At 40.4% G+C, this 25,660-nt stretch carries 36 protein-coding genes; 9 read left to right on the plus strand and 27 right to left on the minus strand.

All coding sequences use genetic code 11. The features are described from left to right. Positions 1–92: 92 nt before the first annotated feature. The 3 genes from KVT11_RS10475 to KVT11_RS10485 are packed head-to-tail and all read right to left on the minus strand — an operon-like array spanning position 93 to position 1,295. Positions 93–410, minus strand: coding sequence for a YodL domain-containing protein (locus KVT11_RS10475; RefSeq protein WP_007500756.1), 318 nt, complete (start codon positions 408–410; stop codon positions 93–95). Between the two features lie 54 nt (positions 411–464). Beyond that, complete coding sequence (locus KVT11_RS10480; RefSeq protein WP_017359684.1) at positions 465–1,073, minus strand: phosphatase PAP2 family protein; 609 nt, start codon at positions 1,071–1,073, stop codon at positions 465–467. A 51-nt stretch (positions 1,074–1,124) separates the two neighbouring features. Then, positions 1,125–1,295 (minus strand): YozD family protein, encoded by a 171-nt coding sequence (locus KVT11_RS10485; protein ID WP_017359685.1) that lies wholly within the window; start codon positions 1,293–1,295, stop codon positions 1,125–1,127. Positions 1,296–1,414: 119 nt separating this feature from the next. Here KVT11_RS10485 and KVT11_RS21290 point away from each other — a divergent pair, with 119 nt between their 5' ends. Next, positions 1,415–1,549 carry a hypothetical protein gene (locus KVT11_RS21290; protein ID WP_017359686.1) on the plus strand — a complete coding sequence of 45 codons (135 nt, stop codon included), beginning with the start codon at positions 1,415–1,417 and terminating at the stop codon, positions 1,547–1,549. Here the strand turns inward: KVT11_RS21290 and KVT11_RS10495 are convergent. The 7 genes from KVT11_RS10495 to cgeC all read right to left on the minus strand — a co-directional run bounded on the left by KVT11_RS10495 (position 1,546) and on the right by cgeC (position 7,647). Beyond that, a complete protein-coding gene (locus tag KVT11_RS10495; RefSeq protein WP_008346441.1) occupies positions 1,546–2,226 on the minus strand; it encodes a hypothetical protein in 681 nt (226 codons plus the stop codon). The two genes, KVT11_RS21290 and KVT11_RS10495, sit on opposite strands and share 4 nt — an antisense overlap. A 147-nt stretch (positions 2,227–2,373) precedes the next feature. Next, positions 2,374–2,598 (minus strand): YozE family protein, encoded by a 225-nt coding sequence (locus KVT11_RS10500; protein ID WP_003215834.1) that lies wholly within the window; start codon positions 2,596–2,598, stop codon positions 2,374–2,376. Between the two features lie 79 nt (positions 2,599–2,677). Further along, on the minus strand, positions 2,678–2,959 hold the full coding sequence (locus KVT11_RS10505; protein WP_025207505.1) for a YokU family protein: 282 nt from the start codon (positions 2,957–2,959) through the stop codon (positions 2,678–2,680). A 2-nt stretch (positions 2,960–2,961) separates the two neighbouring features. Next, on the minus strand, positions 2,962–4,362 hold the full coding sequence (gene kamA / locus KVT11_RS10510; protein ID WP_008346434.1) for a lysine 2,3-aminomutase: 1,401 nt from the start codon (positions 4,360–4,362) through the stop codon (positions 2,962–2,964). 116 nt (positions 4,363–4,478) lie between these two features. Continuing rightward, the gene (locus tag KVT11_RS10515; protein ID WP_217609006.1) at positions 4,479–5,855 is read right to left on the minus strand and encodes a sigma-54 interaction domain-containing protein; all 1,377 of its coding nucleotides are present in this window, start codon (positions 5,853–5,855) and stop codon (positions 4,479–4,481) included. A gap of 157 nt (positions 5,856–6,012) precedes the next feature. After that, on the minus strand, positions 6,013–7,308 hold the full coding sequence (locus KVT11_RS10520; protein ID WP_048003317.1) for a glycosyltransferase family 2 protein: 1,296 nt from the start codon (positions 7,306–7,308) through the stop codon (positions 6,013–6,015). Positions 7,309–7,326: 18 nt separating this feature from the next. Beyond that, entirely contained in the window at positions 7,327–7,647 is a 321-nt protein-coding gene (gene cgeC / locus KVT11_RS10525; protein ID WP_007500768.1) for a spore maturation protein CgeC, read from the minus strand. Between the two features lie 207 nt (positions 7,648–7,854). Between cgeC and KVT11_RS10530 the strand changes: the two genes are divergently transcribed. Both KVT11_RS10530 and KVT11_RS10535 read left to right on the plus strand, forming a co-directional pair. Beyond that, positions 7,855–8,256 (plus strand): hypothetical protein, encoded by a 402-nt coding sequence (locus tag KVT11_RS10530; protein WP_007500770.1) that lies wholly within the window; start codon positions 7,855–7,857, stop codon positions 8,254–8,256. 15 nt (positions 8,257–8,271) lie between these two features. Further along, positions 8,272–9,234 (plus strand): CgeB family protein, encoded by a 963-nt coding sequence (locus KVT11_RS10535; RefSeq protein WP_017367461.1) that lies wholly within the window; start codon positions 8,272–8,274, stop codon positions 9,232–9,234. Between the two features lie 28 nt (positions 9,235–9,262). Here KVT11_RS10535 and KVT11_RS10540 read toward each other — a convergent pair whose 3' ends face one another. Further along, complete coding sequence (locus KVT11_RS10540; RefSeq protein ID WP_008346422.1) at positions 9,263–9,985, minus strand: acylneuraminate cytidylyltransferase family protein; 723 nt, start codon at positions 9,983–9,985, stop codon at positions 9,263–9,265. 265 nt (positions 9,986–10,250) lie between these two features. Between KVT11_RS10540 and KVT11_RS10545 the strand changes: the two genes are divergently transcribed. After that, positions 10,251–11,279, plus strand: coding sequence for an SDR family NAD(P)-dependent oxidoreductase (locus tag KVT11_RS10545; protein ID WP_017367463.1), 1,029 nt, complete (start codon positions 10,251–10,253; stop codon positions 11,277–11,279). 52 nt (positions 11,280–11,331) lie between these two features. On the opposite strand, the gene msrB is transcribed toward KVT11_RS10545, so the two are convergent. Then, the gene (gene msrB, locus KVT11_RS10550; RefSeq protein ID WP_041091280.1) at positions 11,332–11,763 is read right to left on the minus strand and encodes a peptide-methionine (R)-S-oxide reductase MsrB; all 432 of its coding nucleotides are present in this window, start codon (positions 11,761–11,763) and stop codon (positions 11,332–11,334) included. After that, positions 11,763–12,296 carry a peptide-methionine (S)-S-oxide reductase MsrA gene (msrA, locus tag KVT11_RS10555; protein ID WP_116307026.1) on the minus strand — a complete coding sequence of 178 codons (534 nt, stop codon included), beginning with the start codon at positions 12,294–12,296 and terminating at the stop codon, positions 11,763–11,765. The genes msrB and msrA overlap by 1 nt, the downstream gene beginning before the upstream one ends. Positions 12,297–12,434: 138 nt before the next feature. On the opposite strand from msrA, the gene KVT11_RS10560 reads away from it, so the two are divergent. From KVT11_RS10560 to KVT11_RS10570, 3 genes are all read left to right on the plus strand, one after another. Continuing rightward, positions 12,435–12,866 (plus strand): MarR family transcriptional regulator, encoded by a 432-nt coding sequence (locus KVT11_RS10560; protein ID WP_007500780.1) that lies wholly within the window; start codon positions 12,435–12,437, stop codon positions 12,864–12,866. A gap of 52 nt (positions 12,867–12,918) precedes the next feature. Beyond that, a complete protein-coding gene (locus KVT11_RS10565; protein WP_008346413.1) occupies positions 12,919–13,179 on the plus strand; it encodes a hypothetical protein in 261 nt (86 codons plus the stop codon). Positions 13,180–13,296: 117 nt separating this feature from the next. Further along, complete coding sequence (locus KVT11_RS10570) at positions 13,297–13,965, plus strand: DUF4397 domain-containing protein (RefSeq protein ID WP_039963952.1); 669 nt, start codon at positions 13,297–13,299, stop codon at positions 13,963–13,965. 188 nt (positions 13,966–14,153) lie between these two features. Here KVT11_RS10570 and ypmT read toward each other — a convergent pair whose 3' ends face one another. From ypmT to ilvA, 7 genes are all read right to left on the minus strand, one after another. Further along, a complete protein-coding gene (gene ypmT / locus KVT11_RS10575) occupies positions 14,154–14,351 on the minus strand; it encodes a protein YpmT (protein WP_008346409.1) in 198 nt (65 codons plus the stop codon). 24 nt (positions 14,352–14,375) lie between these two features. Next, positions 14,376–14,942: a YpmS family protein gene (locus KVT11_RS10580; protein WP_007500787.1), complete on the minus strand. Its 567-nt coding sequence runs from the start codon at positions 14,940–14,942 to the stop codon at positions 14,376–14,378. 9 nt (positions 14,943–14,951) lie between these two features. Further along, positions 14,952–15,713, minus strand: coding sequence for an SGNH/GDSL hydrolase family protein (locus tag KVT11_RS10585; RefSeq protein WP_060832403.1), 762 nt, complete (start codon positions 15,711–15,713; stop codon positions 14,952–14,954). A 69-nt stretch (positions 15,714–15,782) separates the two neighbouring features. Further along, complete coding sequence (locus KVT11_RS10590; protein ID WP_007500791.1) at positions 15,783–16,373, minus strand: cytochrome c oxidase assembly protein; 591 nt, start codon at positions 16,371–16,373, stop codon at positions 15,783–15,785. A gap of 22 nt (positions 16,374–16,395) precedes the next feature. Beyond that, on the minus strand, positions 16,396–17,238 hold the full coding sequence (locus KVT11_RS10595) for a DegV family protein (protein ID WP_017359697.1): 843 nt from the start codon (positions 17,236–17,238) through the stop codon (positions 16,396–16,398). A gap of 187 nt (positions 17,239–17,425) precedes the next feature. Then, positions 17,426–17,677 (minus strand): YpmP family protein, encoded by a 252-nt coding sequence (locus KVT11_RS10600; protein ID WP_008346400.1) that lies wholly within the window; start codon positions 17,675–17,677, stop codon positions 17,426–17,428. Positions 17,678–17,713: 36 nt separating this feature from the next. Then, complete coding sequence (gene ilvA / locus KVT11_RS10605) at positions 17,714–18,982, minus strand: threonine ammonia-lyase IlvA (RefSeq protein ID WP_008346398.1); 1,269 nt, start codon at positions 18,980–18,982, stop codon at positions 17,714–17,716. A gap of 180 nt (positions 18,983–19,162) precedes the next feature. On the opposite strand from ilvA, the gene KVT11_RS10610 reads away from it, so the two are divergent. Both KVT11_RS10610 and trhA read left to right on the plus strand, forming a co-directional pair. Further along, positions 19,163–20,131, plus strand: a complete 969-nt coding sequence (locus tag KVT11_RS10610; RefSeq protein ID WP_047946650.1) for a sigma 54-interacting transcriptional regulator — start codon at positions 19,163–19,165, stop codon at positions 20,129–20,131. Positions 20,132–20,144: 13 nt separating this feature from the next. Beyond that, complete coding sequence (gene trhA, locus KVT11_RS10615) at positions 20,145–20,780, plus strand: PAQR family membrane homeostasis protein TrhA (protein WP_039165595.1); 636 nt, start codon at positions 20,145–20,147, stop codon at positions 20,778–20,780. Between the two features lie 38 nt (positions 20,781–20,818). Here trhA and KVT11_RS10620 read toward each other — a convergent pair whose 3' ends face one another. The 7 genes from KVT11_RS10620 to KVT11_RS10650 all read right to left on the minus strand — a co-directional run bounded on the left by KVT11_RS10620 (position 20,819) and on the right by KVT11_RS10650 (position 25,584). Next, the gene (locus KVT11_RS10620) at positions 20,819–21,442 is read right to left on the minus strand and encodes a lysophospholipid acyltransferase family protein (protein WP_017359699.1); all 624 of its coding nucleotides are present in this window, start codon (positions 21,440–21,442) and stop codon (positions 20,819–20,821) included. Positions 21,443–21,461: 19 nt separating this feature from the next. Beyond that, positions 21,462–21,950, minus strand: a complete 489-nt coding sequence (gene folA, locus KVT11_RS10625) for a type 3 dihydrofolate reductase (RefSeq protein WP_019743261.1) — start codon at positions 21,948–21,950, stop codon at positions 21,462–21,464. Further along, positions 21,947–22,741 carry a thymidylate synthase gene (locus KVT11_RS10630; RefSeq protein WP_008346390.1) on the minus strand — a complete coding sequence of 265 codons (795 nt, stop codon included), beginning with the start codon at positions 22,739–22,741 and terminating at the stop codon, positions 21,947–21,949. The genes folA and KVT11_RS10630 overlap by 4 nt, the downstream gene beginning before the upstream one ends. Positions 22,742–22,855: 114 nt before the next feature. Then, positions 22,856–23,383 (minus strand): phosphatidylglycerophosphatase A family protein, encoded by a 528-nt coding sequence (locus tag KVT11_RS10635; RefSeq protein ID WP_008346387.1) that lies wholly within the window; start codon positions 23,381–23,383, stop codon positions 22,856–22,858. An 18-nt stretch (positions 23,384–23,401) separates the two neighbouring features. Further along, a complete protein-coding gene (locus KVT11_RS10640) occupies positions 23,402–24,019 on the minus strand; it encodes a YpjP family protein (RefSeq protein ID WP_210552084.1) in 618 nt (205 codons plus the stop codon). A gap of 266 nt (positions 24,020–24,285) precedes the next feature. After that, positions 24,286–25,083, minus strand: a complete 798-nt coding sequence (locus tag KVT11_RS10645) for a class I SAM-dependent methyltransferase (protein WP_217609007.1) — start codon at positions 25,081–25,083, stop codon at positions 24,286–24,288. A gap of 66 nt (positions 25,084–25,149) precedes the next feature. After that, complete coding sequence (locus tag KVT11_RS10650) at positions 25,150–25,584, minus strand: BrxA/BrxB family bacilliredoxin (RefSeq protein ID WP_008346384.1); 435 nt, start codon at positions 25,582–25,584, stop codon at positions 25,150–25,152. Positions 25,585–25,660 lie beyond the last annotated feature (76 nt).

Genomic DNA, 25,660 nt, shown 5'->3' on the forward strand with positions numbered 1-25,660 from the left:
GTTTAACATGTGTTTAGTCCCATTTATTATAAACGATTGCGTTCAAAAAAGAAAATACCAGCTGAAAGTAAAGCTGGCATCGTCGTTTATATTTAACTCATCGTCATTAGACGTTCACTGCGTTTCCATCCTGCCGGAAAGAGCTGGTAGTAGCACTTCCCTTTTTTCTGGTCATCAATCACAACGATATCCCCAGTTGTGATAAACCGTGCATTGTAATCATTAGGGACTGTATCTTGTACATTAAATGTCGAGAATGCTTTTTCCAGTACATCAAGGTGTGTCCTGCCGCCAATCTTTGTCCGGTACACAGGCTGATGCCCGCTTTCTGCACCATATTCAGGTGTTTGATAAATGGTTAAGTGATAAGCTGAAGGTTTCTTTTGAAAAAATCTCAACGTCAATTGCATTCAAATCCCTCCCCTTTTATATAAAATTGGCTGGGATCTATGAATTTCCTTCTTCTATTTTTGTCGAATGACAGACAATTTTTCGTCAATCTTTTTACATATCAGAAATAAAGCTAGTCCTATCGCAAAGCCCCCTGCTACATCAGTGACATAATGAACACCGATATACATCCTGCTGATGCCGATCATCAGCACATAGCACCCTGTCACCATGTAGACTGCTTTTTGTCTCTTTTTCAGCCACGGAACCATTTCAATGAATAGATAGGCGATAAATGGATAGATCGTTGCTGCATTCATAGAATGTCCGCTCGGAAAGCTGTAATAGGTCTCATTCACTAGATGATCAAAAGCTGGACGCTCTCTAGCAAACAGTCCTTTCAGTTCATGATTGACCGTTTTTTCTGCTATATATAGTAGAAAAAGCAGCATAATAGAGTGGTAGCGTTTATACATAAACAGCACCACGCTAAAGATGAGCATGATTGGGACAAGCAGCGCACTGATACCAAAGTCAGTCAAAGTCAGCATGACATCATTTAAAAAAGGAAGTCTGATGTTTTCAAACGATAAGATGATCTGGTTGTCCAACTCCTGGAACATGCCAGACACCATAAGCGCTGCGATGGCGCCAAACAAAAGGAAAAAAATGATGACATACACGCGAACCAATTCCCCTCCCTTTCTACTCAGAATCTCTTCAAAGTATAGTGCCTACCACGCCTCTTCTTCAACTATCATTGCTTTCCTCAGCATATATTCAAATGTAATATCGGCAAGCTCAAACGTTTCCAGTTCAGATGGTATGTACCCTCTTTTGACCAGCTCCGTGTAGAAGAATTCTGCAATTTCCTCTGTATCAATCACCAAATCTGCTTCTTTCATTGCTTTCCGCCTCCTTTTTTATGATGTATGAACGTCGCCTTATTTTTATTACAGTTTGTCATAATGGCTCATTCCATACATATAAATGCAGTAAACGAAAAGAAAAGGGGCATGAGGCAATGAAATGGTTAAGCATTTTAGATGGACATACTTTTGATCAGGTGATGGGCCGTATCTTGAGGGGATGGTTTTATGTGATTGCTTTTTTCTGTGTTCCTTACTTTTTATTCGTGTTAGGACAAGTCTTCTTTTAACCAAAATGCTCGTTTAAACTTTCCAAAATAAAGTCCATCATATCCTTATATTCTGGGTCTTTGAAAAATTCATAGAGAATTTTATAATCATTGTAAATATCAAGAAGCTCATCCACTATAGATACAGCGAGAAATTCTAGTGATGCTTCGCTTTCTTGTTTCTCTTCTAACTGTAATAGAGCGGTTTGCACCATATCTTCCTCTATTTCTTTTGAGGTTTCTCCAACGTAATGCACAAAAAGAAGCTGATGAACAAACTGATCCATCTCATATTTTCTTAGGACAAGCGTCAAGTCTTCTTCTTCTGTTTCCAGCCATTCTCCGTCTTTTAACCTTGTCAGTTCATAAATGACATCTTCCCAGCCATCTTCAAGGTAGCGCCATATCTCAGTCCGATGGCCAATGATTTTAAATAGCTCTTTCCCGTAATCCTTTACATATACAACATCGCCAATGAGGAACTCATATTCAATGTCCAGCTTTTCTGTATCTACAATCACCCCGTCGTACTCATCGTAAAGCTGGAGTGATGTTTCAAAATAAAGCACCTCATTATGATTGACCTCATATAGATAATGTTGGTCAATTTGATGGACTTTTGTTATCGTTCCAACTGTGCCGTACATGACAACGACGACAATATCCCCTACTTTATATTTTGGTGCTTTCGCCTTCATTCTGTCTCCCCCTTGCCCGACTTTTGGTCTTAACGTATCGTATGCCGGCGCAAGGAATTCTGCATGGGCAACCACACCATGCAAAACGCCATTTTATTTCTTCATGAAAAAACCGCTTCTTCCATACGGAACAAGCGGTTGTGTGTGTTATTTTTTTTTGACTTCTACTTCGTATTGCTCAAAAGCCTCATCAAATGTCGTCATGGAGCTTAAATAGTCCCCATTTAACTCTAAATAGGCACATAGCTCATGATAATCAGTGGATGCTTTAGGAAAGCTGTGATCTTCATAAGCAGCATTTGCAAAATGACTGATTTCATCCTTCGGTTTTGGATGTCTGTACTTCATTAAATAATGGTAAAACGACTTCACCTGTTTTTCCCTCCGCGACACTCTATTTTGTTGTTATATTATACAGGAATTTGATGACTTGTATAGGCGGAGGTACAACTTATGAAGAAAAATCAAAGTAATTACGCTTTAATAACCGCTCCATGCTCATTAATTCTGCATATGAGATTTTTTCTGGAAGTTTTGTTTGATCGACTAAAATTAATTGATCTTCTATCTCTTTTACTGTCTCATCCTTCTGATACGTCATCCCGCAATGCGTGCAAGAAATCGAAGGCGTTTCCAAAATCTCAATCGATTGTGTGCCCGTGATGAGTTCCCAATAGACTGTGGTCTGTCCTGCGTTCGCTTTCTTCTCCTCACACCAATCACATGTCAGCAACGTTATTTCTCCTCCTTTACGGTTTGTTCTTTTTTGAGCTGGGCTTGATATTTCTTCTCTTTTAATTCATCTCGTTTTTCGCGTTTGTTTTTGAGCGTATCATGTTCAGGATTCGTTTCATAAGACTCTCTTCGTTTCATTCGGCTTAAATTTTCAGGCGTAAAGGATCTTGCTTCATCCTCAAATAGAGCTGTTATGCCAATGGCGGGTTCTTTCTTTTCTTCATAGATTTCATTAAAATACGCATCCGCTTGGCCGGCGACGTAATGTTCTGGCTCCGGATAAGAGGTGATCACACCTTCAAAGTTACGCAGGACCACTTTCTCTGGGCTTTGAGATAATAAATAATTTGGCTGTAAGGTGATCTTACCTCCTCCGCCTGGTGCATCTACAACAAAGCTTGGCACAGCATAACCACTCGTATGTCCTCTTAAGCCTTCAATGATTTCAAGGCCTTTTGAAACCGGTGTTCTAAAGTGGCCGATCCCCTCAGATAAATCACATTGATAAATATAATAAGGTCTGACGCGAATCATGACGAGATCATGCATCAGCTTCTTCATAATTGGAACACTGTCGTTAATTCCTGCTAGGATCACCGCCTGATTACCAACAGGCACGCCAGCATTGACAAGTCGCTCACACGCTTCTTTCGCTTCTTTTGTGATTTCAATGCTTGTATTAAAGTGAGTGTTCAGCCAAACTGGATGATATTTTTTTAAAATCTCACACAATTCATCTGTAATTCGCTGCGGAAACACGACCGGTGCACGTGTTCCAATTCGAATGATTTCAACGTGAGGAATGTCTCGTAAGTTTTTCAAAATGTATTCAAGCACTTGATCATTAATTAACAGCCCGTCACCGCCTGAAATTAACACATCCCGCACTTCAGGGGTTTCTCTAATATATCCAATGGCGGCATCTAATTGCTTTTTCGGCACGCCCATCCCGATCTGACCGGAAAAACGTCTTCTCGTACAATAGCGGCAGTACATGGAGCACTGATTTGTGACAAGAAACAGCACACGATCTGGGTAACGGTGCGTTAAACCTGGAACAGGTGAATCCTCATCTTCATGGAGCGGATCTTCGAGGTCATATTTTGTTTTATGAAGCTCTTCTGCAATCGGTACAGACTGCATACGGATTGGGCATCTTGGATCGTCTGGATTCATCAGTGAGGCATAGTAGGGTGTTATGTTGAGTGGAATGGTTTTCGTGGAAATCTTCACCCCTTCTTTTTCCTCTTCTGTTAAGTTCACGACTTTTTCTAAATCTTCAAGCGTTTTGACCGTATGCGTCAGCTGCCAAATCCAGTCGTTCCACTTTTCCTCGGGTACGTCCTTCCAAAGTTCAATGTCCTTCCAATGTCGCGCAGGTTGATACAGTTTTTGATTCATATCCATTCCCCCTATCAGCATTCACTTTATACTATGCAAGTTATGTGCCAACATGGGAAAATGCCCCTATTCTTTAGAAAAGGAGCTTTTCCGTCACATTCACCTGTTTGAAGTGCCTACTTTTCGGCATCTGTATATTTTTTTAGCTTATACTGCAATGTTTGTCGAGGAATTTTTAAAGCGGCTGCCGTTTGCTTAATATTCCCTGCGTGCTGTCTTAAAGCTTCTTGAATCAGCGTTTGTTCAAATGACGTCACTTGACTTTTTAATGAGGACTCTGGCGGATGACTTTCTATCTGATGCGTCCGCAAATGGACAGGGAGATATGCTGTGGTGATTTCTTCTGCTTCCTTTGGCATCATCAAGACGGCATGCTCGATCGTATGTTTTAATTCTCTCACATTCCCTGGCCACTGATGGGCCATAAATACTTGGACAGTTTCTTCAGAAAGGCGGTTGACGTTTTTTGAAAATTGCTGATGATACGTTTGAATAAAGTGGCTGGATAACAGCTGGATATCATGCTTCCTTGTGCGAAGCGGCGGGATATGAAATGATGACACATGCAGTCTATAAAATAAGTCTTCTCTTAACATTTGTTTTTTAACGGCTTCAAATGGGTCGATATTGAGGGCAGTAATCACTCTGACATTTACTTGAACCGCCTTTGCATCACCTATCCGGCGGACAACACCATCCTCTAACACACGCAGTAATTTTGTTTGAAGCGTAAGAGGCATCGCTTGCAGCTCATCAAGAAAAAGCGTACCGCCATCTGCTAATTCAAACAGCCCCTTGCGATCTATTGCGCCCGTATAACTTCCTTTGACAGACCCGAATAAAAGACTTTCAAGCAGCGATTCTGGAAGAGCAGCGCAGTTTTGCGGGATAAAGACTTGATCTTTCCGATCAGATGCATGAACAATCGCTTGTACGAGTACCTCTTTTCCTGTCCCAGTTTCCCCGAAGACCATAACCGATGAAGGATATGCAGCAGCTTTTTTCGCTTTCTCCAGCACCTCTTTTAAGTGTGGATCATTTGTTAAAAATGAAGAAAAATCGAGCATTTGAGTGGTCTCCGCGGCACCATCCGTTCGTTTTTTTTGATCTAAACGATTCGAAAGCGCTGACAGCTTCGACACATCCTTCGCTACTTCTACCGCCCCAATTAACTTGCTGCCTTCTATAATAGGCAGTGTAGTGTTGACGGTCTCAATTTTTTCTCCATTTTTGTTCAAATAGGTTTGCAACGAATGATAAATGGGTTTTCCTGTTCTAAGTACATGCATGAGTGTACTTGTCTTTTCAGTTAATGAAGGATACACGTCCAGTATGTACTTGCCAATCACCTCTTCTTTCGCTAAACAGTCGAACTTCGCTGCATTATGATTATAAAAGATGGTAACCCCTTGATCGTCTACAACGTGAATCGCTTCATCGATGGCTTCTAAAATTAATTCAAACCAATCCGCTCTTTCGACAACCTTCCCCACTATTTCCCCCTCACTTTCTATGCCGAAAATCCGGCACTGTATTGCCCAATTTTCAGCGGCTTGATGATATTCAACGTGTTCCCCTATCCTTTTCACGTTTCGCTTTTTCCTTTCGATCTCCTGCTTTTTTCGTCAATTCTAAAAAAAAGCACCCCACTTATGAGGAGTGCTTTCGTCCTGACGTTTGATAAAGAGACATGTCAAATTCCTGAAGAGACTCCATATACAGCGGCACAATTGGCTTTCCTTCTTGAAAAAATGCAAATTGAGAAGGTTGTAGTTTGATTGGCTGATGGTAAAACGCAAATATTTTCACTACCTCAGGGACAATTCGGCAAAAGGTATCATGCACAAATAAATAGACATCTTGTTTCCATTTAAACAGCCGTCTATTTGGTGGGCTGAATATTGGAGATACTTGAATGATGCTGCCTTCCTCAAACGTCTCCAGCTGCTGTTTTGTGACCGTGTAAATCTCCTTTTGATGAAACTGAAAATATTGCACATCACGTCTTGAAGCAAACCGTCTTTTTGTCTGATGTTCAATATAATAAAATGTTCTGCCGTTATCTGCAGTGACGACTGTATAATTCGGAACTGTCAGCGGCTCGTTCATTTCATATTTCATCGTACATAAGGAAGGAACACGAATCGCACGCCTGTTCTTTTCATTCACCCAGCGCTTGTCAATTAGATGGAGACATCCGTGAGCGATTTGATAATAAGCGCCATCTCTTTCAATCACAGTTCCGTCAATTAAATCGTAGGGCATACTCGCAAACATATGATGGAATGATTGTGGCGTTTTATATGTGGTATCTAGTACTTCTTGTAATGGAAAGAACGCAGCAAAATGATTCAGTCTCATCCAAAACACAGAATCAGCATGATGCCAATGTTTTGGTTCGTCGGCCCAGTATTGTCCGTATTTTTCATGAATAAGCGAAAGCAGCCGGCTTCTATGCATAACAGAGCAATGGTCGACTTGAAAGGATGCATGCTCCAACACTTGATCTGCTTCTCGAACGAAGCTCGCCGTTTCCACCAAATGCTGATTCACATGCACGACACGCTGCGAGGAATAGACGATATCTATGTGAGGCTTCGATTGAAAAACCTCGACCATTTTCTCTAAACGATCTTTTCTGTAGACTGTATCATCAGTTACATAACAAACCAGCTCACCTGTTATACGTGTTAATGCTTCATTAATTAGCGTTGCATAACGTACAGTCTTCAGCCGGTTTGCAGGATGAATTTGATGAGAATACAATTGAATGCGCTTATCCACTAAATAAGGCTGCATCTTTTGGATCGTTTCTTGTTCAGAGCCATCATCCATGATCAAAAGCTCCCAATGCTGATACGTTTGTTCTACCACACTCTTTAACACACGTTCAATGAAATCAGGTTTGTTGTAGCTTGTTAATATCACTGATACTTTCATGACCATTATCCTTTTTTAAATAGATTAAAAAGCCCCCCAGCTGACAATGTTCACATAAGGAACACTTACTCTTAGCTGATTTGTCGCATTTTTAAAGACTGCTACTGAGTCAAACAATTGTACGACAACCACGTTTTGCAGCACATCTCCATTGACTAAATGAACACGCGGCAGCGGAATGCCGAGCTCAAGCCACGGGCGCAGCAATTCTTTAATCTCTGACGCACTCCCTTCCTCACTTTCCTCTAAAAGATGAAGAAGAAGTATAATCAACACAACTTCAAGTATTCCTTCTGTTTCTAGTAATTCTTCGTTCCAGCCATTTAATAGTTGTTCAAATTCCATTCAGATTCCCTCTTTCTTCTCGTTTGATCTTTACTAGAGTATGAGGATCACTTCATTTAGCATCAGCATTTGAAAACATTTTTCAAAAATGTGTGAAGTCATTAAATGAAAAAAGAACAAGGAATGAGCATTCTGCTTATACCAAAAAAAGAGAACGGCATATACATAGTGGTGTGTTTGAATGGATGAAGAAAGGATGGGGAAAACATGAGCGAAAAGCGTGCCGAATTAAAAAAAGAGCTGTTAAAGCTGTTTTTCAAACCGCTTAGTCATGCGTTAACAGTTAATCTCGAAGAAGGAGGAGTTCAAGTGGAAGAAAAATTGAACGATTTATTTAGTGAGGTGGCTGCTGAAGCATCACCTTCAGATTCTGCTACAACACTCGACGTATCTCAACCAGCAAGATGGATTTTTGCAAGACTTGCACCTGGAACAGTCATTAGCATTGTCATGGACTCAGGTGACTTAATCGGACCCGTTCAATTCGTATCATTCGATGCTTCAACAGGTGTTGTTTTCGTCACACAAGAAAGCTCTGTGACACCTACGGGCTCTGCAACGACTCTATTAGATGTAGATAAAGTAGAAAGTGTTACGTTCACATCTTAATGTGAGAGGGCCATCATGAAGCTTCTTTATATCAGCTCTGGCTACGGTGGAATCTATCGGATGTTTGATCAATGGATAGAAGATAGCTTCATTGATTCCCCCTTTTCATGCATCAAGGTGGAAAGGGAAACTCTACCCGCTTATATGCACAAAATCCGGACATTTTCTCCGGATTTTGTTTTCATGATGATCGGTGATCATATTCCAACAGAACTGCTTCATCAATTCAAACAAGAAAAGATCCCCGTTGTACTGTGGATGACAGAAGACCCTTTTTATATAGATGTGTCAGCTGCATGCGTAAGTGATGCACAGCTGATCTTAACGATTGACGAAGGTGCTTTGTCATTTTACAAACAAATGGGGGCTGATCACACGCACTACTTTCCCATTCCAACCAATACACACGTATTTCAGAAAAAAGAATCACCACATGAGTCGTGCATTTATGACATTGCACTCATTGGCTACCCTTATCCAAACCGCATCAAAGCCATCAATACACTCTTACATCAAAACAAATGGCGCATTCTCGTAGCAGGAAAAGAGTGGCATCGCGTGTTGAATAAATCACGCAGACGATATCATGATCTCTCACTGATGACCCACTGGCTGAGTCCCGAGCAGATGGCAAACATCTATCAAACATCAGCCATTGTTCTGAATCCGCACAGGCCCGCGCAATTTGCCTATAATCAAAACAAAGCCAATGTTCAAAATATGAGCCTTAACAACAGAGCATTTGATATCGCTGCAAGCGGAGGCTTTCAGTTGACAGATCTACAACCGTCACAGGCATTTTCAAGCTTCGCTTTTTACACACATGAAAACGATTTGATTAAGCAGGTCGAGCACTATGTAAAAAACCCTCAACAAAGACAATCGGTTGCAGAGAACAATTACGAGCAAGTCATTCGCTGGAACACATTTGATACGCTGCCTTACAGACTTTATGAAATAGTCAAAAGCGCCCTATGACCGGGCGCTTTTTCTAATTGTCATCATCTTATGCCGTTCCTTCTGCATCTTGTCGAGCCAATAAAATCTTCTCTGCCTTTTTCCGATCCTCCTCACTTTTCACAACAAGCGATTGCGCATGATCCATCATATATGCACCAACAGATCCTTCTAAAAAGGAATGAATGCATTCTTTTGCATATGGAACATGAAACGCATAGACAGCTCCATTTAAACGCCCATACGTATAAGGGTGCTCCTGAGTTGGTACAAAAAAATAATGATTGTCCTTATACAGGCTGGCTTCATTGGTGTCATGAAGTGTCCAAGTTTCATTTGGATTTTCTAACGCCTCTGTAAAAGAAGCAGCACAATCATATCCTCCCTCTACTAGAAGCTGTAAGCAGTTCTCAATATCTGCCGTCTGCCTTAGTGGTGATGCTGGATGCAAATACAAAACAATATCAAACGTTTTTCCCTCTCGTTCTAAATAAGCAAGTGCGTGCTTCACAGCTACTAAAGAAGGTGTTTGTTCCGTCACATGTGTGCTTGGCAGTTCAATCACATTTGCTCCATAGTGGGCCGAAATGATTTGAGTATTCACATCCTCTGAAGATACGATGACTTCATCTAATTCAATCATTTGTAATAATGGCTGAATGGTCCAATAGATTAGCGGCCGCTCCGCCAATACGCGAATGTGTTCAGCATGATGCCCCTGCTTGCTGCTAAAAGCTGGTATCATGGCTAAAATACGATTTCCCCTATACATGTATGATCTTCTCCCCTCGCGCAGCTCAGTATCAGTGAATACATTCTGAGAGCTGAACTGATCGCCGTACTGATCGCCGTACTGAAGTCTTCAGGTGCCTCGCTATTCTACTTAATCTTCTATCTCTACATATTCTATTAAGTCGTCAAGCAGATGGTTATAATTGGTTCACCTAATTTATGCATGAAGTGGTTCTTTTCCTCAAACGTCTTCCACTCTTTCACATATGATGCAAAGTAGAGAATTGAGAGTTGGGGGATTAGATATGTCCAAACAAATAGAAACGAGTTTGAAGACCTTTTTTCGTGACAAAATCATCTTGGTCACAGGCGGTACGGGTTCGATTGGCCGGCAGATTGTGAAAAAATTAACAGCCTGCTCTCCTAAAAAGGTCATTGTCTTCAGTAAAGATGACAGTAAACAATACATGATGAAAAATGAATATGCGGCGCATCCAGAGGTTGTATTTGCACTTGGAGATGTGAGGGATGCAAGCCGCGTCAGGCAGCTTGTCAAAGGGGTAGATATCATCTTCCATGCAGCTGCACTCAAACAAGTACCCACCTGCGAAGATAATCCGTTTGAAGCTGTCCAAACCAACATCATCGGCGGACAGCATGTCATCGAAGCAGCACTTGAACATGAAGTCAGTCATGTTGTGAACATTTCAACCGACAAAGCGGTTTCTCCGACAAATGCCATGGGAGCTACAAAATTAATTTCAGAAAAATTGTTTTTTCAAGCGAATGAAAGTATTTCAAATCAGAAAACGAGGTTTTGCTCTGTCCGGTTTGGCAATGTGCTTGGATCAAGGGGTTCCGTCATCCCCATCATGCTTCAACAGTTGTTAAATGAACAACCTCTAACTGTAACTGATCCTAAGATGACACGCTTTTTTATGTCTATCGAAGAAGCTGTATCCCTCACACTTGAAGCAGCTATCATGATGAAAGGCGGCGAAACATTCATCCTCAAGATGGAGTCATTACAACTGGCTGATCTATTGAAAGCATTTCATGAATATGCCGGTCAGATCAACGTTCCTTCTCCTGATATTCTCGTTGTCGGCAAAAGACCTGGAGAAAAACTTCACGAGGAACTCACATTCCCTCACGAGGGAGATGCACTGTTTGAACATGAACAATTTTACGCCATTTTACCAAGACCACATCTTCACCCTCATTTTCAAAAAGTCCATTTGACCCATTACACATCAAACGAAGCACCGCTCATTACAAAAGAGAAACTGTTTCACATCATTGAACAATTACATCATACACACCATAAAAAATAAAAAAATCGTCACACGGAAGCAGCTGACTTCCATGTGACGATTTTTAAATCAATTATTGAAAGATGTGTTTCAAATGACCGTAGCCTTCTTTTTCAAGCTCATCCTTCGGGATAAACTTTAAAGCGGCAGAATTAATACAATACCGAAGACCGTTTGGCCCTGGGCCGTCTGGGAATACATGACCAAGGTGAGAGTCGGCCGTCTTACTGCGAACTTCTGTCCGCACCATGCCATGGCTCGTATCTACTTTCTCTTCTACCTCTTGATCTTCAATCGGTTTTGTAAAACTTGGCCAGCCGCAATGGGCATCAAATTTATCTAAAGAAGAAAACAATGGTTTGCCTGAAATGATATCTACATAAATGCCCTCTTCCTTATGATCCCAAAATTCATTTTGAAATGGCGGCTCAGTTCCATTATTTTGCGTCACTTCGTACTGCATTCGGTTTAATTCTTTGATGCGCTGCTCTTTTTCGTTAGCCATTATTTATCACTCCAATGAGATTGAATAAAACCTGCTCTGCCCGAACCGACATGGTATCGTTCGTAGTGCATTTTGTTCTTTTTATAATAATGCTGATGATATTCCTCAGCAGGATAAAAAGGACTAGCCTTTAAAATTTCTGTCACGATTGGCTTTTGGAAAACTCCACTTTGGCTCAGCTGCTCTTTTGATGTTTCTGCAAGTTGCCTTTGTTTTTCATTGTGAACATAAATCCCTGTACGGTAGGACTCTCCTCTATCACCAAATTGTCCTCCATCATCTGTTGGATCTATTTGCTGCCAATATAGTTCTAATAGCTTCTCATACGGAAAAATGTCTGGATCAAAGGTAATTTGAACGGCTTCTCTATGGCCTGTCGTATTTGTACATACTTCCTCATAGGTTGGATTCACTGTATGTCCGCCAGTATACCCTGATTCAACTTTGATAATGCCTGGCTGTTCATCAAAAGGTTTAACCATACACCAGAAACAGCCTCCAGCAAATGTGGCTAATTCTTGTTTTTCAGACATATTAGTGCCCCCTTCATTTAAAAAATGGTATCATCATATTATAACATGATAAAAAATAATGAAAATGATACGACTTGTATACCTAAAAACAAAAGAAAGCTTTCTGTCGTATCTTAAAATATAATGGGGGTTTAATGATTGGAACAAAGAAAACAAATGATGTATGAAATGGATACTTTACTGAGAACCGTATTTAAGCAAATACGTTATGAAATTAACAGCCTGCTTGAAAACGAATTATCTCGGAATGAATTTCTCATTTTAAATCTGCTGCGTGAACAAGGCGCAAAAAAAGTAACGGAATTCGCCTCAATTCTCGGTGTATCAGCAAGCCATATTACAGCTGTAACCGACACACTTGTAGAAAAAGGCTGGATCACTCGTATCCGTTCAAAAGAGGATCGACGCATCATCAAAATCCACTTAACCGATAAGGGTAAGGAAATTACTGAGCATTTTGAGAAAAAGAAAACAGAATACTTCATGGAACGATTTGAATCATTTGATGATGAAGAACTGAAAACGATGATCAAATTATTTAAAAAGCTGGATAAAAGTCAAAAAGATTAAGCATAGATTTTAGCGTGGAGGACATGCTACGGATAAAAAGGTGGAATGAACCATGACAAGTCCATATCTTTGTCCGAACTGCAAAACCAACAGAACGCGTTTTAATCTCATCGAGCAGCATTCAGAACCTGTGAAACTTGATCCAGCAACTGGAGCTATTGTCGAAACATATGAAGGAGATCAGCTTTCTCCTTTTCACATGAACTATCAAGGACCGAAAATCAAAGTCCAGTGCGGCGTTTGCGGATTAATTGAGGATGAAAAAACGTTCATTAAGTTGGCTGAATATCATCAATATTCATCTCCTTCTTAATACGAGAGCCTGACACTTTTTGTCAGGCTTTTTTCTATGTTTCTTTTGCCTATACAGATCGTCCCTTTCTTGCATACGCTACAAAAAACACATTGCAGAGAAAGAAGGGATAAAGACGTGCAGCAGCTCTACGAGATGAATCAATTTCTATATCGTCCATTAGCTACCTTTCCCCCATACCATCCGAGAAACACCATTTCCAAAGCTGTTATTCGATTATTTCACGCTGCACCGGATTTAAGTGAGCTTGCTGTATTTGTAAATCAACAGCCAATCCAAAAAAAGCTACCATACGGTCAGCTGTCTGCTTATATGGAATGGGATGAGGGTGTTTATGAGATAGAAGTATTCAAGCTGGCTACAAAAGAAAAAATTCTTTCTTCTCGTATGATGATTAATGGAAACGAGACTTACACGCTATGTATCACAGGAGCTCGTACCGGCTTTGCGTTGCTCACAGAAAAGCAAGACTCGCTGATTAAGCAAGATGAGCTATCAGCACTCACGTTTATCCAGCTGTCACCAGACCTCCCTTTCATTGATATATATGAACGAGATCAAGGCATGTTATCAAAGGAGCTCGGATATGTAAACGGCACCCAAACCCACCACTTCTCTCCGAATAAGTATCACTTTGAATTAAAAGCTGCCGGTACTCAAAGTGTACTGCTAGATATTCCGAAAGTTCACCTGCAAACAAAGCGGGCCTATCTTATTTTACTTCATGGATTTGCAAACGGAGAGCCAGAGCTAATGGCAAAAGTCGTCTTGTCTCACCAAATGTAAAAAGAGCCTTTCCAAATGGAAAAGGCTCTCAGCGTGTAGACAAAGCCTCGCATTCGGTGTCAGTCCTGCGTGCCGGTTCTCACGAATGCCACATTCACTCTGCGCCAGTACTCGTCCTTCCTAGAATGCAAAGATTTTCAATCACGCTGAAAAGAAGACAAATAGCCTTCCCAAATGGAAAAGGCTATTTACGAGACATCTTCAGCTTTTTCTTGTTTTTGAAAATCAAAAGCAAGAATCATGGTACCTAAAAATAATGCACAATAGGCGATATTTAAGTAAAACTGGTCGATATTTTCTGCTTTTAAATGAGAGGCAGCTGTCATGCCAAAGTATGCAGCAAATAAGAGCGACAGTAAACTAAAATATTGATAGACTCGCTTCATCGTTTCACTCCTGACTTACACGTTCTATTGCTTTGGATGATAATATGAGAATTCAATTTCATCATTCTCAAGATCAATTTTGTTCGCTTTGACATACATATCATTCGTCAGCGGCATTTCTGAAAGGCGCACTTCCACCGTTTTTTGGTCTGGTTTCACATGAACGAAATCAGGCAGTTCATAGAATTGACCCATGTAGCTTAAAACAAAACTGATTGGGATGCTTAATTGTCCAATTGAAAAGTCATCTACTTTCAGCAGAACATCCCCGTTATCTTCAACAGTTGGTGTAAATGATACATTTGCATTAATCGTTGAAGAAAAAGCTTTGATTGCACCTGTTACTTTCACATCTTGGTCAATCGCAACATGAAAGTCGGGCATATCGCTTGATCCTTGGTTTTTCAAATAATCATTGACAAAGCTGGTGAGCGACTCTTTTGAACTAGAAATGTTAAAAGCATACTCGCTGTTCACTTCTTTTTTCGAAGCGGATTGATCGCTCGGCAGCAGCATAAAAATACCGCATACAAGAACAATTAATAGATTAATTGACAGTAAAATAAAAAATAAACTCTTCCATTTTTTCATCTTTTCACCCTATTCCTTCGGCAGTCCTTCTTTTTTCACTTCTGAGAATAAACGATTTGCCATAAGAGAGTACCCCTTTTGGTTTGGGTGGAAATCATCATCTGCCAGTAATTTTTCATCTTGATCATCTTCAAATAAATCTGCTACATCGATCATATCAGCATTGCCGTCTTTTTTTAGTTCTTTTTCGGCAGCAGCATTCCAGTCTTTGACGACCTCATCAATATCTCTCAGCTCAGACAAGCTGAACTTAAAAGGATTGTACATACTGACATACATGATCTTTGCATGGTCATTATGCTCTCTTAATTGAGCAAGAATGGCCTTAAAACGCTCTTCAAAAGGACCTTGCTCTTTTTGAAAAGGAGCAAATGTCAAGTTGAGCACATTTTGTCGGACGACATGCATTAAGTCATTTCCGCCGATCGTAAAGAAAATATAATCAGCGTCTTTCAGTCCATCCTGCACTTTTTTTTCTTTTAATCTTTTTAATAAATCTACCGTTCTACTGCCTTTAATGGCATAGTTTTTTAATGTAACAGACTGTACACCGTCCTCCGCTTCTATCTTGTCACGGGTGATGCCGGCATACCCTTTTTTATTTTGATCTCCGATTCCTTCTGTTAAGGAATCTCCAACCGCTGCGATCGTAATATGTTCTTTTACGTTTTGTGTGTCTTCTAGTTTATCCTTTATGCCAGCCTCTTGTGCGGAACATGCAGAAAGAACAAAAGCTAGAGACATCACAATCAAAATCAAACGAGCCTTCAAACGATGATGTCCCTCCTTTTTCTGATTAAAAAAGTGTATCATGTTTTCGCTCATTTGAACATCCTTATGCTAGCTTCGATTCAGTGTTTTGATGTCCTTGATGATTTCATCATATGGCGTATTTTGAACACCATCATAGTTTTTCATCACTTTTCCTTCTTGATCAACGAGGAAAAACAGAGATTGGTGTATCACTTGGTCTTCGTCTTCAGGTTTTTTCACAATCGTCTTAAAGCTTTTCATTGCAAATTTTTCAATCGCTGACTGCGAGTAACCAGTGAGAAAATCCCAATTTTTAAAGGATAATGGATATGCTTTTGCAAATTCCTTTAGCTTTTTCGGTGAATCCACCTCTGGATCGACGCTAAATGAAATAATGTGCGCATCCAATTTTTCTTCTTTTAACCGTTTTTGTAGCTCTGTCATATGTGCGGTCATCGGCGGGCAAATCGTTTCACAGCTTGTGAAAATAAAATCTGCCACCCAGACTTTCCCCTTTAAATCGTCGAGAGACACCTTTTGACCATCCTGGTTTTGATACTCAAACGGCTGGATTTGATAATTTAATGCATCCTTGATTTGTCCATTTGAACATGAGACTAAAAGAAGCACGCTTATAATCGTAAGCGCACCAAATAAGGCTCCCCTTTTTGTATACATGACAATTACATCCCCTTTTCAATCAATCGGTATAAAAAGTAAAGCCTATAGCGCCCTTACCAGTATGACAGGAAATAATCGGTGTTGTATAAGCGATGTCAACTAGTGCATCAGGTGTGTGATCAAGCAGTGCTGCTTTAAGCTTTTCTGCAAGTTCTAATGCGTCTGCATGTGCAATCCCAATGGCCTGAACGGTTTTCCCTTTCACCGCCTGTACATACTGTTTTGTCAAATAGCGGACAAGAGCGGAGTAACTTCTCACATTCGCTTCTGGTGTGTATATGCCGTCTGTTAAGCTGGCAATTGGTTTAATATGAAGAAGTGAACCGATCAGCGCCTTTCCTCTTCCAATTCGTCCACCTTTCACGAGATTTTCTAATGTATCGATTGTGACAAATAGCTTTGTTTTAAGACGAATTTTGTCCATTTCTTTGAGGATGTCATCACGGCTTGCCCCTTTTTTTGCAAGCTCTGCTGCTTTGGTGACTTGAAACCCTAAACCATAGGAAATAAAATTCGAATCAATGACAGTGATATTCCCGTCTACCATTTTAGAAGCGCTTTCAGCAGTTTGAACCGTACCACTCATCCCACCAGTTAAATGGATACTAATAACTTCGCTTCCATCTGCCGTCAGTTTTTCATATAATTCGACGAATTGACCGATCGCAGGTTGAGACGTTTTCGGCAGTTCCTCAGCGGCCTCCATTTTTTCAATAAATTCATCTGGTTGTATGTTCACTCGGTCAATATAATCAACCCCAGAAATGGAGATATTGAGCGGAATGACATGAATGGAAAGATCATTGATTTTTTCTTGCGGAAGGTCCACAGTTGAATCTGTTACAATTTTAATTTGTTTCACTATCGTCTCATCCTTGCTGTCTTAGTCTTTACATATGATATTACCTTATTTCGTGCATACTTGAAAACAACTGTCAGAACGTTTTTGAAATTGTCACATTTTCTTCTTTTCATGTAAAAAATCCTTGCCAAGATGAGTAGCCGCCATTTGAAAATGGCCGCTCACTCTCTTTGGCAAAGATTCCAATTTACGCATTGTGTTTTAGTGTAGGCTCTTGGTAGATCTGTTCATATGTGCTCCACTTGACGTTACGTTTCACATCCTCCCTGAAAGAGTACACATGCCTCTTTCCCTTAGATACATAGACTTTTTTCAAGAAAGCTTCAAGTCTAAAGGTGAGCATGAAACCATAGGATTCATCTCCCTTTAAAACAGGGACTTCTGTTACCTTGATCTGAGCTCCATCCATCCGTCTAAAACATATTGTTTTGAGCAGCACAAACGATCAATCCTCTTTTCCAATTATCTGTTAAGCCTAAATAAATAGGTGGAATAAATCTTGATCTTTATTCACTTCAACATAGTGGAAGCCTTTTTTATTCATTCGGTCAATCAGCGCTGCATAGTCATCTCTTTCTTTCAATTCGATCCCAACAAGCGCAGGTCCTTTGCTTCGGTTATTCTTTTTCGTATATTCAAAGCGTGAGATATCATCATTTGGCCCTAACACTTCATCTAAAAATTCCCTGAGAGCACCTGCTCTTTGCGGAAAATTAACGATGAAATAATGCTGGAGTCCTTCATAAATCATGGAGCGTTCTTTGATTTCTTGCATTCGGCCAATGTCATTATTGCCTCCGCTGACAATACAAACGACATTTTTCCCTTTAATCTCCTCACGATGTGCATCTAAAGCCGCGATCGGTAACGCACCCGCTGGCTCAGCTACAATGGCGCATTGATTATACAGCTCTAAAATGGTTGTACATACTTTTCCTTCTGGTACAAGACTAATCTTATCGACAACAGACTGAAGCGACGTAAACGTCTTTTCGCCAATCCGCTGAACCGCTGCTCCATCTACAAACTTATCTATTGAATCAAGTGTGACAACCTCCCCTTTCTCGTGGGAAGCATGAAGTGAGGCGGCACCAAGCGGCTCGACTGCAATAATTTCTGTTTCTGGTGCGATATTTTTCATATACGTGCCAACGCCAGATAACAAACCTCCGCCCCCAACACTTGCAAATAAAAAGTGAGGCTCCACTTCGATATCATTTAATATTTCTACAGCAGTTGTTCCTTGTCCTGCCATGACATCTAAATCATCAAATGGATGAATAAATTCCCGCTTTTCCTTATCTCCGCATTTGACTGCTTCATGATACGAATCATCAAAGGTATCTCCGGTTAAGATAATGTCAACATATTCTTTTCCGAAAAGCTCCACTTGAGATACTTTTTGCCTTGGTGTGGTAGCAGGCATAAAAATTTTCCCGTGGATACCTAAATATTTGCAAGAATAGGCAACGCCTTGTGCGTGATTTCCTGCACTGGCACAAACAATGCCGTTTTCTAGTTTTTCTTTTGGCAACTGGCTCATTTTATTAAAAGCGCCTCTTAATTTAAAAGAACGAACAACCTGCAGGTCCTCTCTTTTTAAGTAGACATTACATTCATATCGTTCAGAAAGTCGCTCATTTTTTTGAAGTGGAGTATGAATCACTACATCCTTCAAATTTTGATGGGCTTTTAAGATGTCTTTCACTTGAATTAGCGTGTTTTCTTTGAGCAACGGTTTCATGTACAAGATCCTTTCTCTTTAACCTTATTTAATTTGTCATTATAACATGAATATTCAAAAAATAAACCAATAGATCATGGATCGGAGATAAATTTCATGAACTTTTTCGTTTTTCTATACATTTGTTCTAATTGGGTGTTATAATAAAACCAATTAGAACCAAAAGAAAGGAATCGCTCGATGACCACACATCCGTTTGCTAATATATATGGAGAACACCAAGATATAAAACACGCCATTCATTTGGCAAAACAATTCACGAAAAACGATCAGCCTGTGTTGATCACAGGTGAAATTGGAACAGGCAAATCACGCTTTGCACAAGAAATGGCCCATTCATTTGCTGCGCAGGCTTCGATGAAATATATCTATTGCCCCATTGTAGATGAAGTGACTTTGCAGGAAGCATTTACTCATGCGGCAAATCATGTGCTTTATTTAGACGAAGTCAGCGCATTTAGTATTCCTATGCAGCATCAGGTCATTCGTTTTCTCGAAGATTCTCCTGCAACAAAAATCATTGCTTCTTCGTCTTTATCATTAGAGGCGATGAGCGTTTCGTCCAGTTTTTTACCTGAGCTGTTTTATCGGCTCAATGTGCTTCATATCCCTCTCCCGCCTTTAGAAGATCGAAAAACAGATATTCCTATTTTAACCGCTGCTTTCTTTCGAGAACTGAACATGACGCCTGATATCGACTCAAGTGTGTGGGAAGTCTTACAGCAATATTCGTTTGAAGGGAATGTCCAGGAGCTCAAAAATATCGTTCATTATGCAGCCGCGATTCTCGAAGGGCAAACAGTTTTTTTGCATCACTTGCCACCTTTTGTATTATTACCTCAACAAACAGCTGGTAAAGGAAAAAAAGAAGAACACCAGCTCACGCTTATGGAGAAACAAGAATTTGTTTTCTTACTCGAAGCCATTAAGTCTCTAAATGAAAAAGGAGAAGCAGCCAGCAGACGTATCTTGTCTGAGTTAAGCAAACAAGGCGACATCCCGCTGACCCCTCAGCAAGTCAGGAGTCGATTAGATGATCTTGAGAAAAAAGCCTATGTGACGAAAGGGAAAGGCAGAGCTGGAACGAAGATTACACTTGAAGGTCTCTCATTTCTGAAGTCGCTTGATGGTTATATACCGGTTCAATAAAGGAGGACATCCATTGTTTACTGTAAAAGAAGAAATTGCCAACGCAATTACACATGGCATTGGCGTCATTTTATCCATTCCCGCCATTGTTTTTCTCGTTTTATTCGCTGTTCAATACGGCACTGTCACTGACATTATTAGCTTTTCGATATTTGGCGCGTCGATGCTGCTGCTTTATTTAAGCTCTACTTTGCTTCATAGCATTCGGCACAAAAAAACAAAAGATGTATTCGAAATCCTTGACCACTCTGCGATTTATGTATTGATTGCTGGTACATATACGCCATTTTTGCTTGGCCCATTAAAAGGCGCACTTGGCTATACTCTTCTTGCAATCGTATGGGCGCTTGCTGCAGGCGGTATCGTCTTTAAGATCTTTTTCGTCAAACGGTTTATCATTGTATCCACCCTTGTTTATTTATTAATGGGCTGGATGATTATCATCGCAATTAAACCTCTGTACGTTCAATTAACAGGAGCTGGATTCAGCCTCTTACTATTAGGCGGTATTTTGTATTCAGTCGGAACGATCTTTTATATTTGGCGGAAAATTCCCTATCATCATGCGATTTGGCACAGCTTTGTTCTCGGCGGAAGTGCATCCATGTTCTTCTGCATTCTATTTTATTGTGTCAACATCCCAGCATGATCAAAAAACCAGCATCCACATTCGGATGCTGGTTTTTTCTATGCGCGCTTTTGTGCGTAATCACTCATCTTGACCGGTGCTTTTATATGGATATCGACATTAACTGGACGAAGTCTTTTGACGATCTTCCCTGTTAAAAGACGGTCTGTGCCGCTTGTTTCAACCGGAACAAGTGAGCAGTTACATTCTTCAGCAAGCGTTTCTGCCATGACACGATACTGTTCAGAAAGCAACAGACTCTGGCCAGATAGAACTCTTTCTCTTGCTTCTTCTAATAACGCCTCATCAGATTGATTCTGCTTGATCACCGCCATCTTCTTCAACCATTGTTTTAAGATGGGATAGCGAAACAGATGCGGTTTTGCCATAAAAGCAAATGGCTTCTCTAAGTGACCAATCAGCAATGTCGTCGTCACTGGATGATGTGCTTCTGTGACATAAATAACAGGGCCATCTGGCAGCCTTTTTTGCTGATGAATGGTCATGACCGATCCTGATTGATCAATACACCCTCTGGCAAACCTTTTTGCATGCTCATGGATGAGATGCATTCGTTTCGTATAGGAAATGCGTGGATCCGTTAATTCATGATCATACAAATGCCTTATACTTTTAAAAAAGGATACAACAACATAAATCGTTAAAAACCAATAACGAAACAACCGTACTCCTCCTACTCACTTATCCTTCTTTTCTGTCATAGACGACAAATTCATAATTGTAGGGGTTCTTTTCGTCACGATGGCCTTTTTCACGTGATACAACCGTCCAATGATCTTCATCGTAATAAGGGAAGAAACGGTCGCCTTCAAATGAATGATGAATGTGCGTGATATATAGACGATCTGCGTATGGCATCATTTCCTCATACAGCTTAGACCCGCCAATGATCAATAATTCTTCCTCGTTCTTCGCAATGGTTAAAATATCATCGATTGAATGGACTACCTCGCATCCTTCAGCTTGAAAAGAAGAACTTGTGGTCAACACGATATTCCGGCGGTTAGGCAGTGCTCGTCCAATTGATTCAAACGTTTTTCTACCCATGACAATGGCATGACCACTTGTGACTTTTTTAAAATACGCTAAATCAGCGGGTAAATGCCAAGGCATTTGATTATCTTTGCCAATGACTCTGTCTTTTCCTGTCGCCACTATCATGGAAATCATACACTGACTTCTCCTTTAATATGCGGATGTGGATCATAGTTCTCGAGCACAAAATCATCAAACGTAAAATCAAAAATACTTTTGACATCTCTAGTGATGCGAAGCTGCGGAAGTGTGCGCTCCTCACGCTCTAACTGCATTTTGACCTGCGGAAGATGATTTTGATAAATATGAGCATCTCCTAGCGTATGAATAAACTCTCCTGGCTCAAGGTTTGTCACTTTGGCAATCATCATCGTTAGAAGTGCATACGAAGCAATATTAAAAGGCACACCTAAAAAGATATCTGCCGAACGTTGATAGAGCTGGCACGATAATTTACCGTTTGATACGTAAAATTGAAACAAGCAATGACAAGGAGGCAGCGCCATCTGATCAATCTCTCCTGGATTCCACGCACTGACAATCAATCTTCTCGAATTAGGATGATTCTCAATATCATGGATCAGTCTGCTGATCTGATCTACTGTCTCTCCGTCTCCGCTCGCCCATGATCTCCACTGCGCACCATACACACGCCCTAGCTCTCCATTTTCATCTGCCCATTCATTCCAAATACGGACACCATTTTCTTGAAGATATTTGACATTTGTATCACCTTTTAAAAACCACAGTAACTCATGAATGATTGATTTCAGGTGTAATTTCTTTGTTGTTAATAAAGGAAACCCTTCCTGTAAATCAAATCTCATTTGGTAACCGAACGTGCTGATAGTGCCTGTTCCTGTTCTGTCACCTTTTTCATCCCCGTGCTGTAATACATGACGGCATAACTCTTTGTATTGTTTCATTTTTTTCATCCTTTATTTATGTTCTTGTTGTAGTTTACCTTATTTCTGCTTTTGTTGAAACCAATTGAAACCAAAAAAACATGTCTGCAAGATGAGCAGACATGTTTTTCTTTTTTATGCTTGATTCACTCGATCCTGCTCTTCGTCCTTAATATCTTGGTGAGAGTGAGCTATGCGACTTGCGGCGGCGGCGGCAAGCGCAGCGACAAGGTCATCAAGGAAGGTGTGTACTTCACCAGGACGACCTTCATCTAATTCTCTAATAATACCAAATTTCTCTTTGTCTAGATAACCGAAGTTGGTCAAACCGATTGATCCATATACATTGACAATGGAAAGCGGAATAATCTCATCAATTCCATATAGCGGTTCATCTGTTTCAACTAAATGCTGCAAAGGTTCTGGCAAAAGCTTTTTTTCTGCCAGCTGATCAAGCGCAAGTCCTGTCAAAACTGCGTGGACAATTTCCCTTTTATTCAGCACTTTTTCAACATTTTCAATGCAGACACTAAGTGGAAGATTTGGGTTGTATTTCTCTTGGAGTTTCAGCACAATGTGTGCAATATCTTCTATTTTCACTCCACGCTCGTTTAACATCTGTTTTGTAATGCGAACCATTTCGTTCATTGTATACTTTTTCAATTGGCATGACATCTCCTTCTAGTGGCTCATCCAGCTCGGCGGGGTGTTTTTATCCCAGTAAATATTACCGAGTTCATGATGCGTCTGGAATCCATCTTCTGCTGTATGGTAGTGAAAATTAAACCAATATCCGCTGTGAGGCGGCTGATCTCTCCTGACATGAAAACGAAGCAAATCTTCTCCAGTCTTTCTATTATAAATGTGGAAGATTTTTTCCCCATTTCCGCTTGAAGGCTGATCAGTTAAAACAACATCTTGAAATTTTTCGTCATCTTTGAAATTTGTTAAAAAGTCGGTTAACACTTGTTCAATTTTGGGTTGAATCTCTTCTCTATACTCGTCCTCAATGACAGGTGTGATTTTACGACCAAATTTGAGAAAGGATTGGTTTTCTGCACTTGATAGAACCTCTTGCTTATATTGCTCAAAGGGGTCTATCCGCTCTTTGTTGTCTTCTTGCGATAATTCCCAGCTGCGCGTATCATCTGATGTATCATAAACTGCTGTATAAGGTGCTTTATCAGATGAAGAAAGTTCAGATGGCTTGTCTGTCATCAAAGCCGATGGAGGAGAGATTAAACCAAAAGTCGCAATCGTAAAGAGTGCAACAAGCGTTTTTCTCATCCACATTTTCATGATATCTAATTCCTTCCATAAGTTATCATACTGCTATTCTAGCATATAATGAATTTTCAGTCATTCAATTTGGTCATTGAGTTGAGACTTTCTTTTTCATGATAAAACGTTTACAATGACAGTAACGACGACTAAAATTTGGGAGGAATGGATATGCTTGAAGGGTTTTTCATCACAGCTTCCTTGCTGACGTTATTTTATTTTGTCTATATGGAGATCACCGATTAAAAGCCCTGAAATAGGGCTTTTTTAATTGTTAAGAGTGATTAAAGTTTTGTTGATTTGTCTTCTTCTATTGAGATATATCCGTAATGGAATTGGGCGGTTTTACGTTTCATCACCTGAAATTGATAGGAATCAGTGGTAAATCGTGTGCTTTTCCAATGATCTTTTAAAACCACTCTTTTTCTAGCCACTCTCATTGCTTCTTTCACAGCGGTTTCATGGTCAAAATGATGCTCAGCTGCATGACGAAGCGGCATCATACTAGCAGACTCTTGTATGGTTTCTTCGAACATTGGGTCAAAATAGACGATATCATAGGATCGATCAGGGAGCTTCTTTAACTGCTCAATACTATCCCCGCTGATAACAGATATCCGTTTCATCGCTTCGTCTGCCTCTTTCACACCCGTTTCCCATGTGCTGAGTCCTTCTCGAACAAGCAATGCCGTCACCGGATTTTTTTCAATACCGGTCACTTTTCCATTGGTTCCTGTAGCGCAGCTTGCGGTAATCGCATCAGATCCTAAGCCAAGCGTACAATCTAAAAAGGAATCGCCCGGCTTTAATTGTGCTGCTTCTATTAATGGATCTTTTTCCCCTCGCAGAACCCGCTTCACCCTAAACATCGCTGAACTTGGATGGAAAAAGAACTTTTCACCATTTGACTGATACCATTCAAATCGTTCTTTCCCAACAACGAGTACATCCCCCCGCTTGATCGCAAGCTGTTTGACAGATTGTTTGCGCCGCTCGATATACTCACCATGTAAGTCCTTTGCGAGGGCCTTTGCCGTTTCAATTGTTTGTTCATTTGCTCTAAAGCTTGTTGTAATGAGCATGTCGTTCCTCCATCATAATCAAGAAAAAATGCCCTGATTGGATCACAGGACATTTCAACACTTGTATTAGCAATGTTTTTCAAATGCAGATAAGACGTTCTTCATAATATCTTCCATTTCATGACCTTCAATTTCGTCACGCGGGATAAAATGAACGAGTTCATTTCCTTTTAAAAGTGCCATAGATGGAGAAGATGGTTCCTCACCTGTGAAGTATTCTCTCATTTTAGCCGTAGCTTCCCGGTCCTGACCAGCAAAGACCGTCACCATTCGATCTGGTGCTTTTTCTGCTTTCATGACAGCTTGAGTAGCAGCAGGGCGTGCTAAACCGGCAGCACATCCGCATACGGAATTGACGACAACAAATGTTGTTCCTTCTGCTTCCTGCATCGTTTTTTCTACTTCTTCTTCAGTCGTCAACTCTTGAAACCCTGCACTAGTTAGTTCTTGGCGCATTGGTACGACGAGCTGACGCATATATTCTTCATATGCCATTGACATAAAAAAGCCCCCTCTATAATCCTTATGTTGTGAATAAAGGATACTATAGAGAGAGCCAATTTTCAAATGTTCAATT

The sequence above is a fragment of the Bacillus sp. GbtcB10 genome, from assembly GCF_019091365.1.
In the GTDB taxonomy this organism is placed as follows: Bacteria; Bacillota; Bacilli; order Bacillales; family Bacillaceae; genus Bacillus; species Bacillus altitudinis.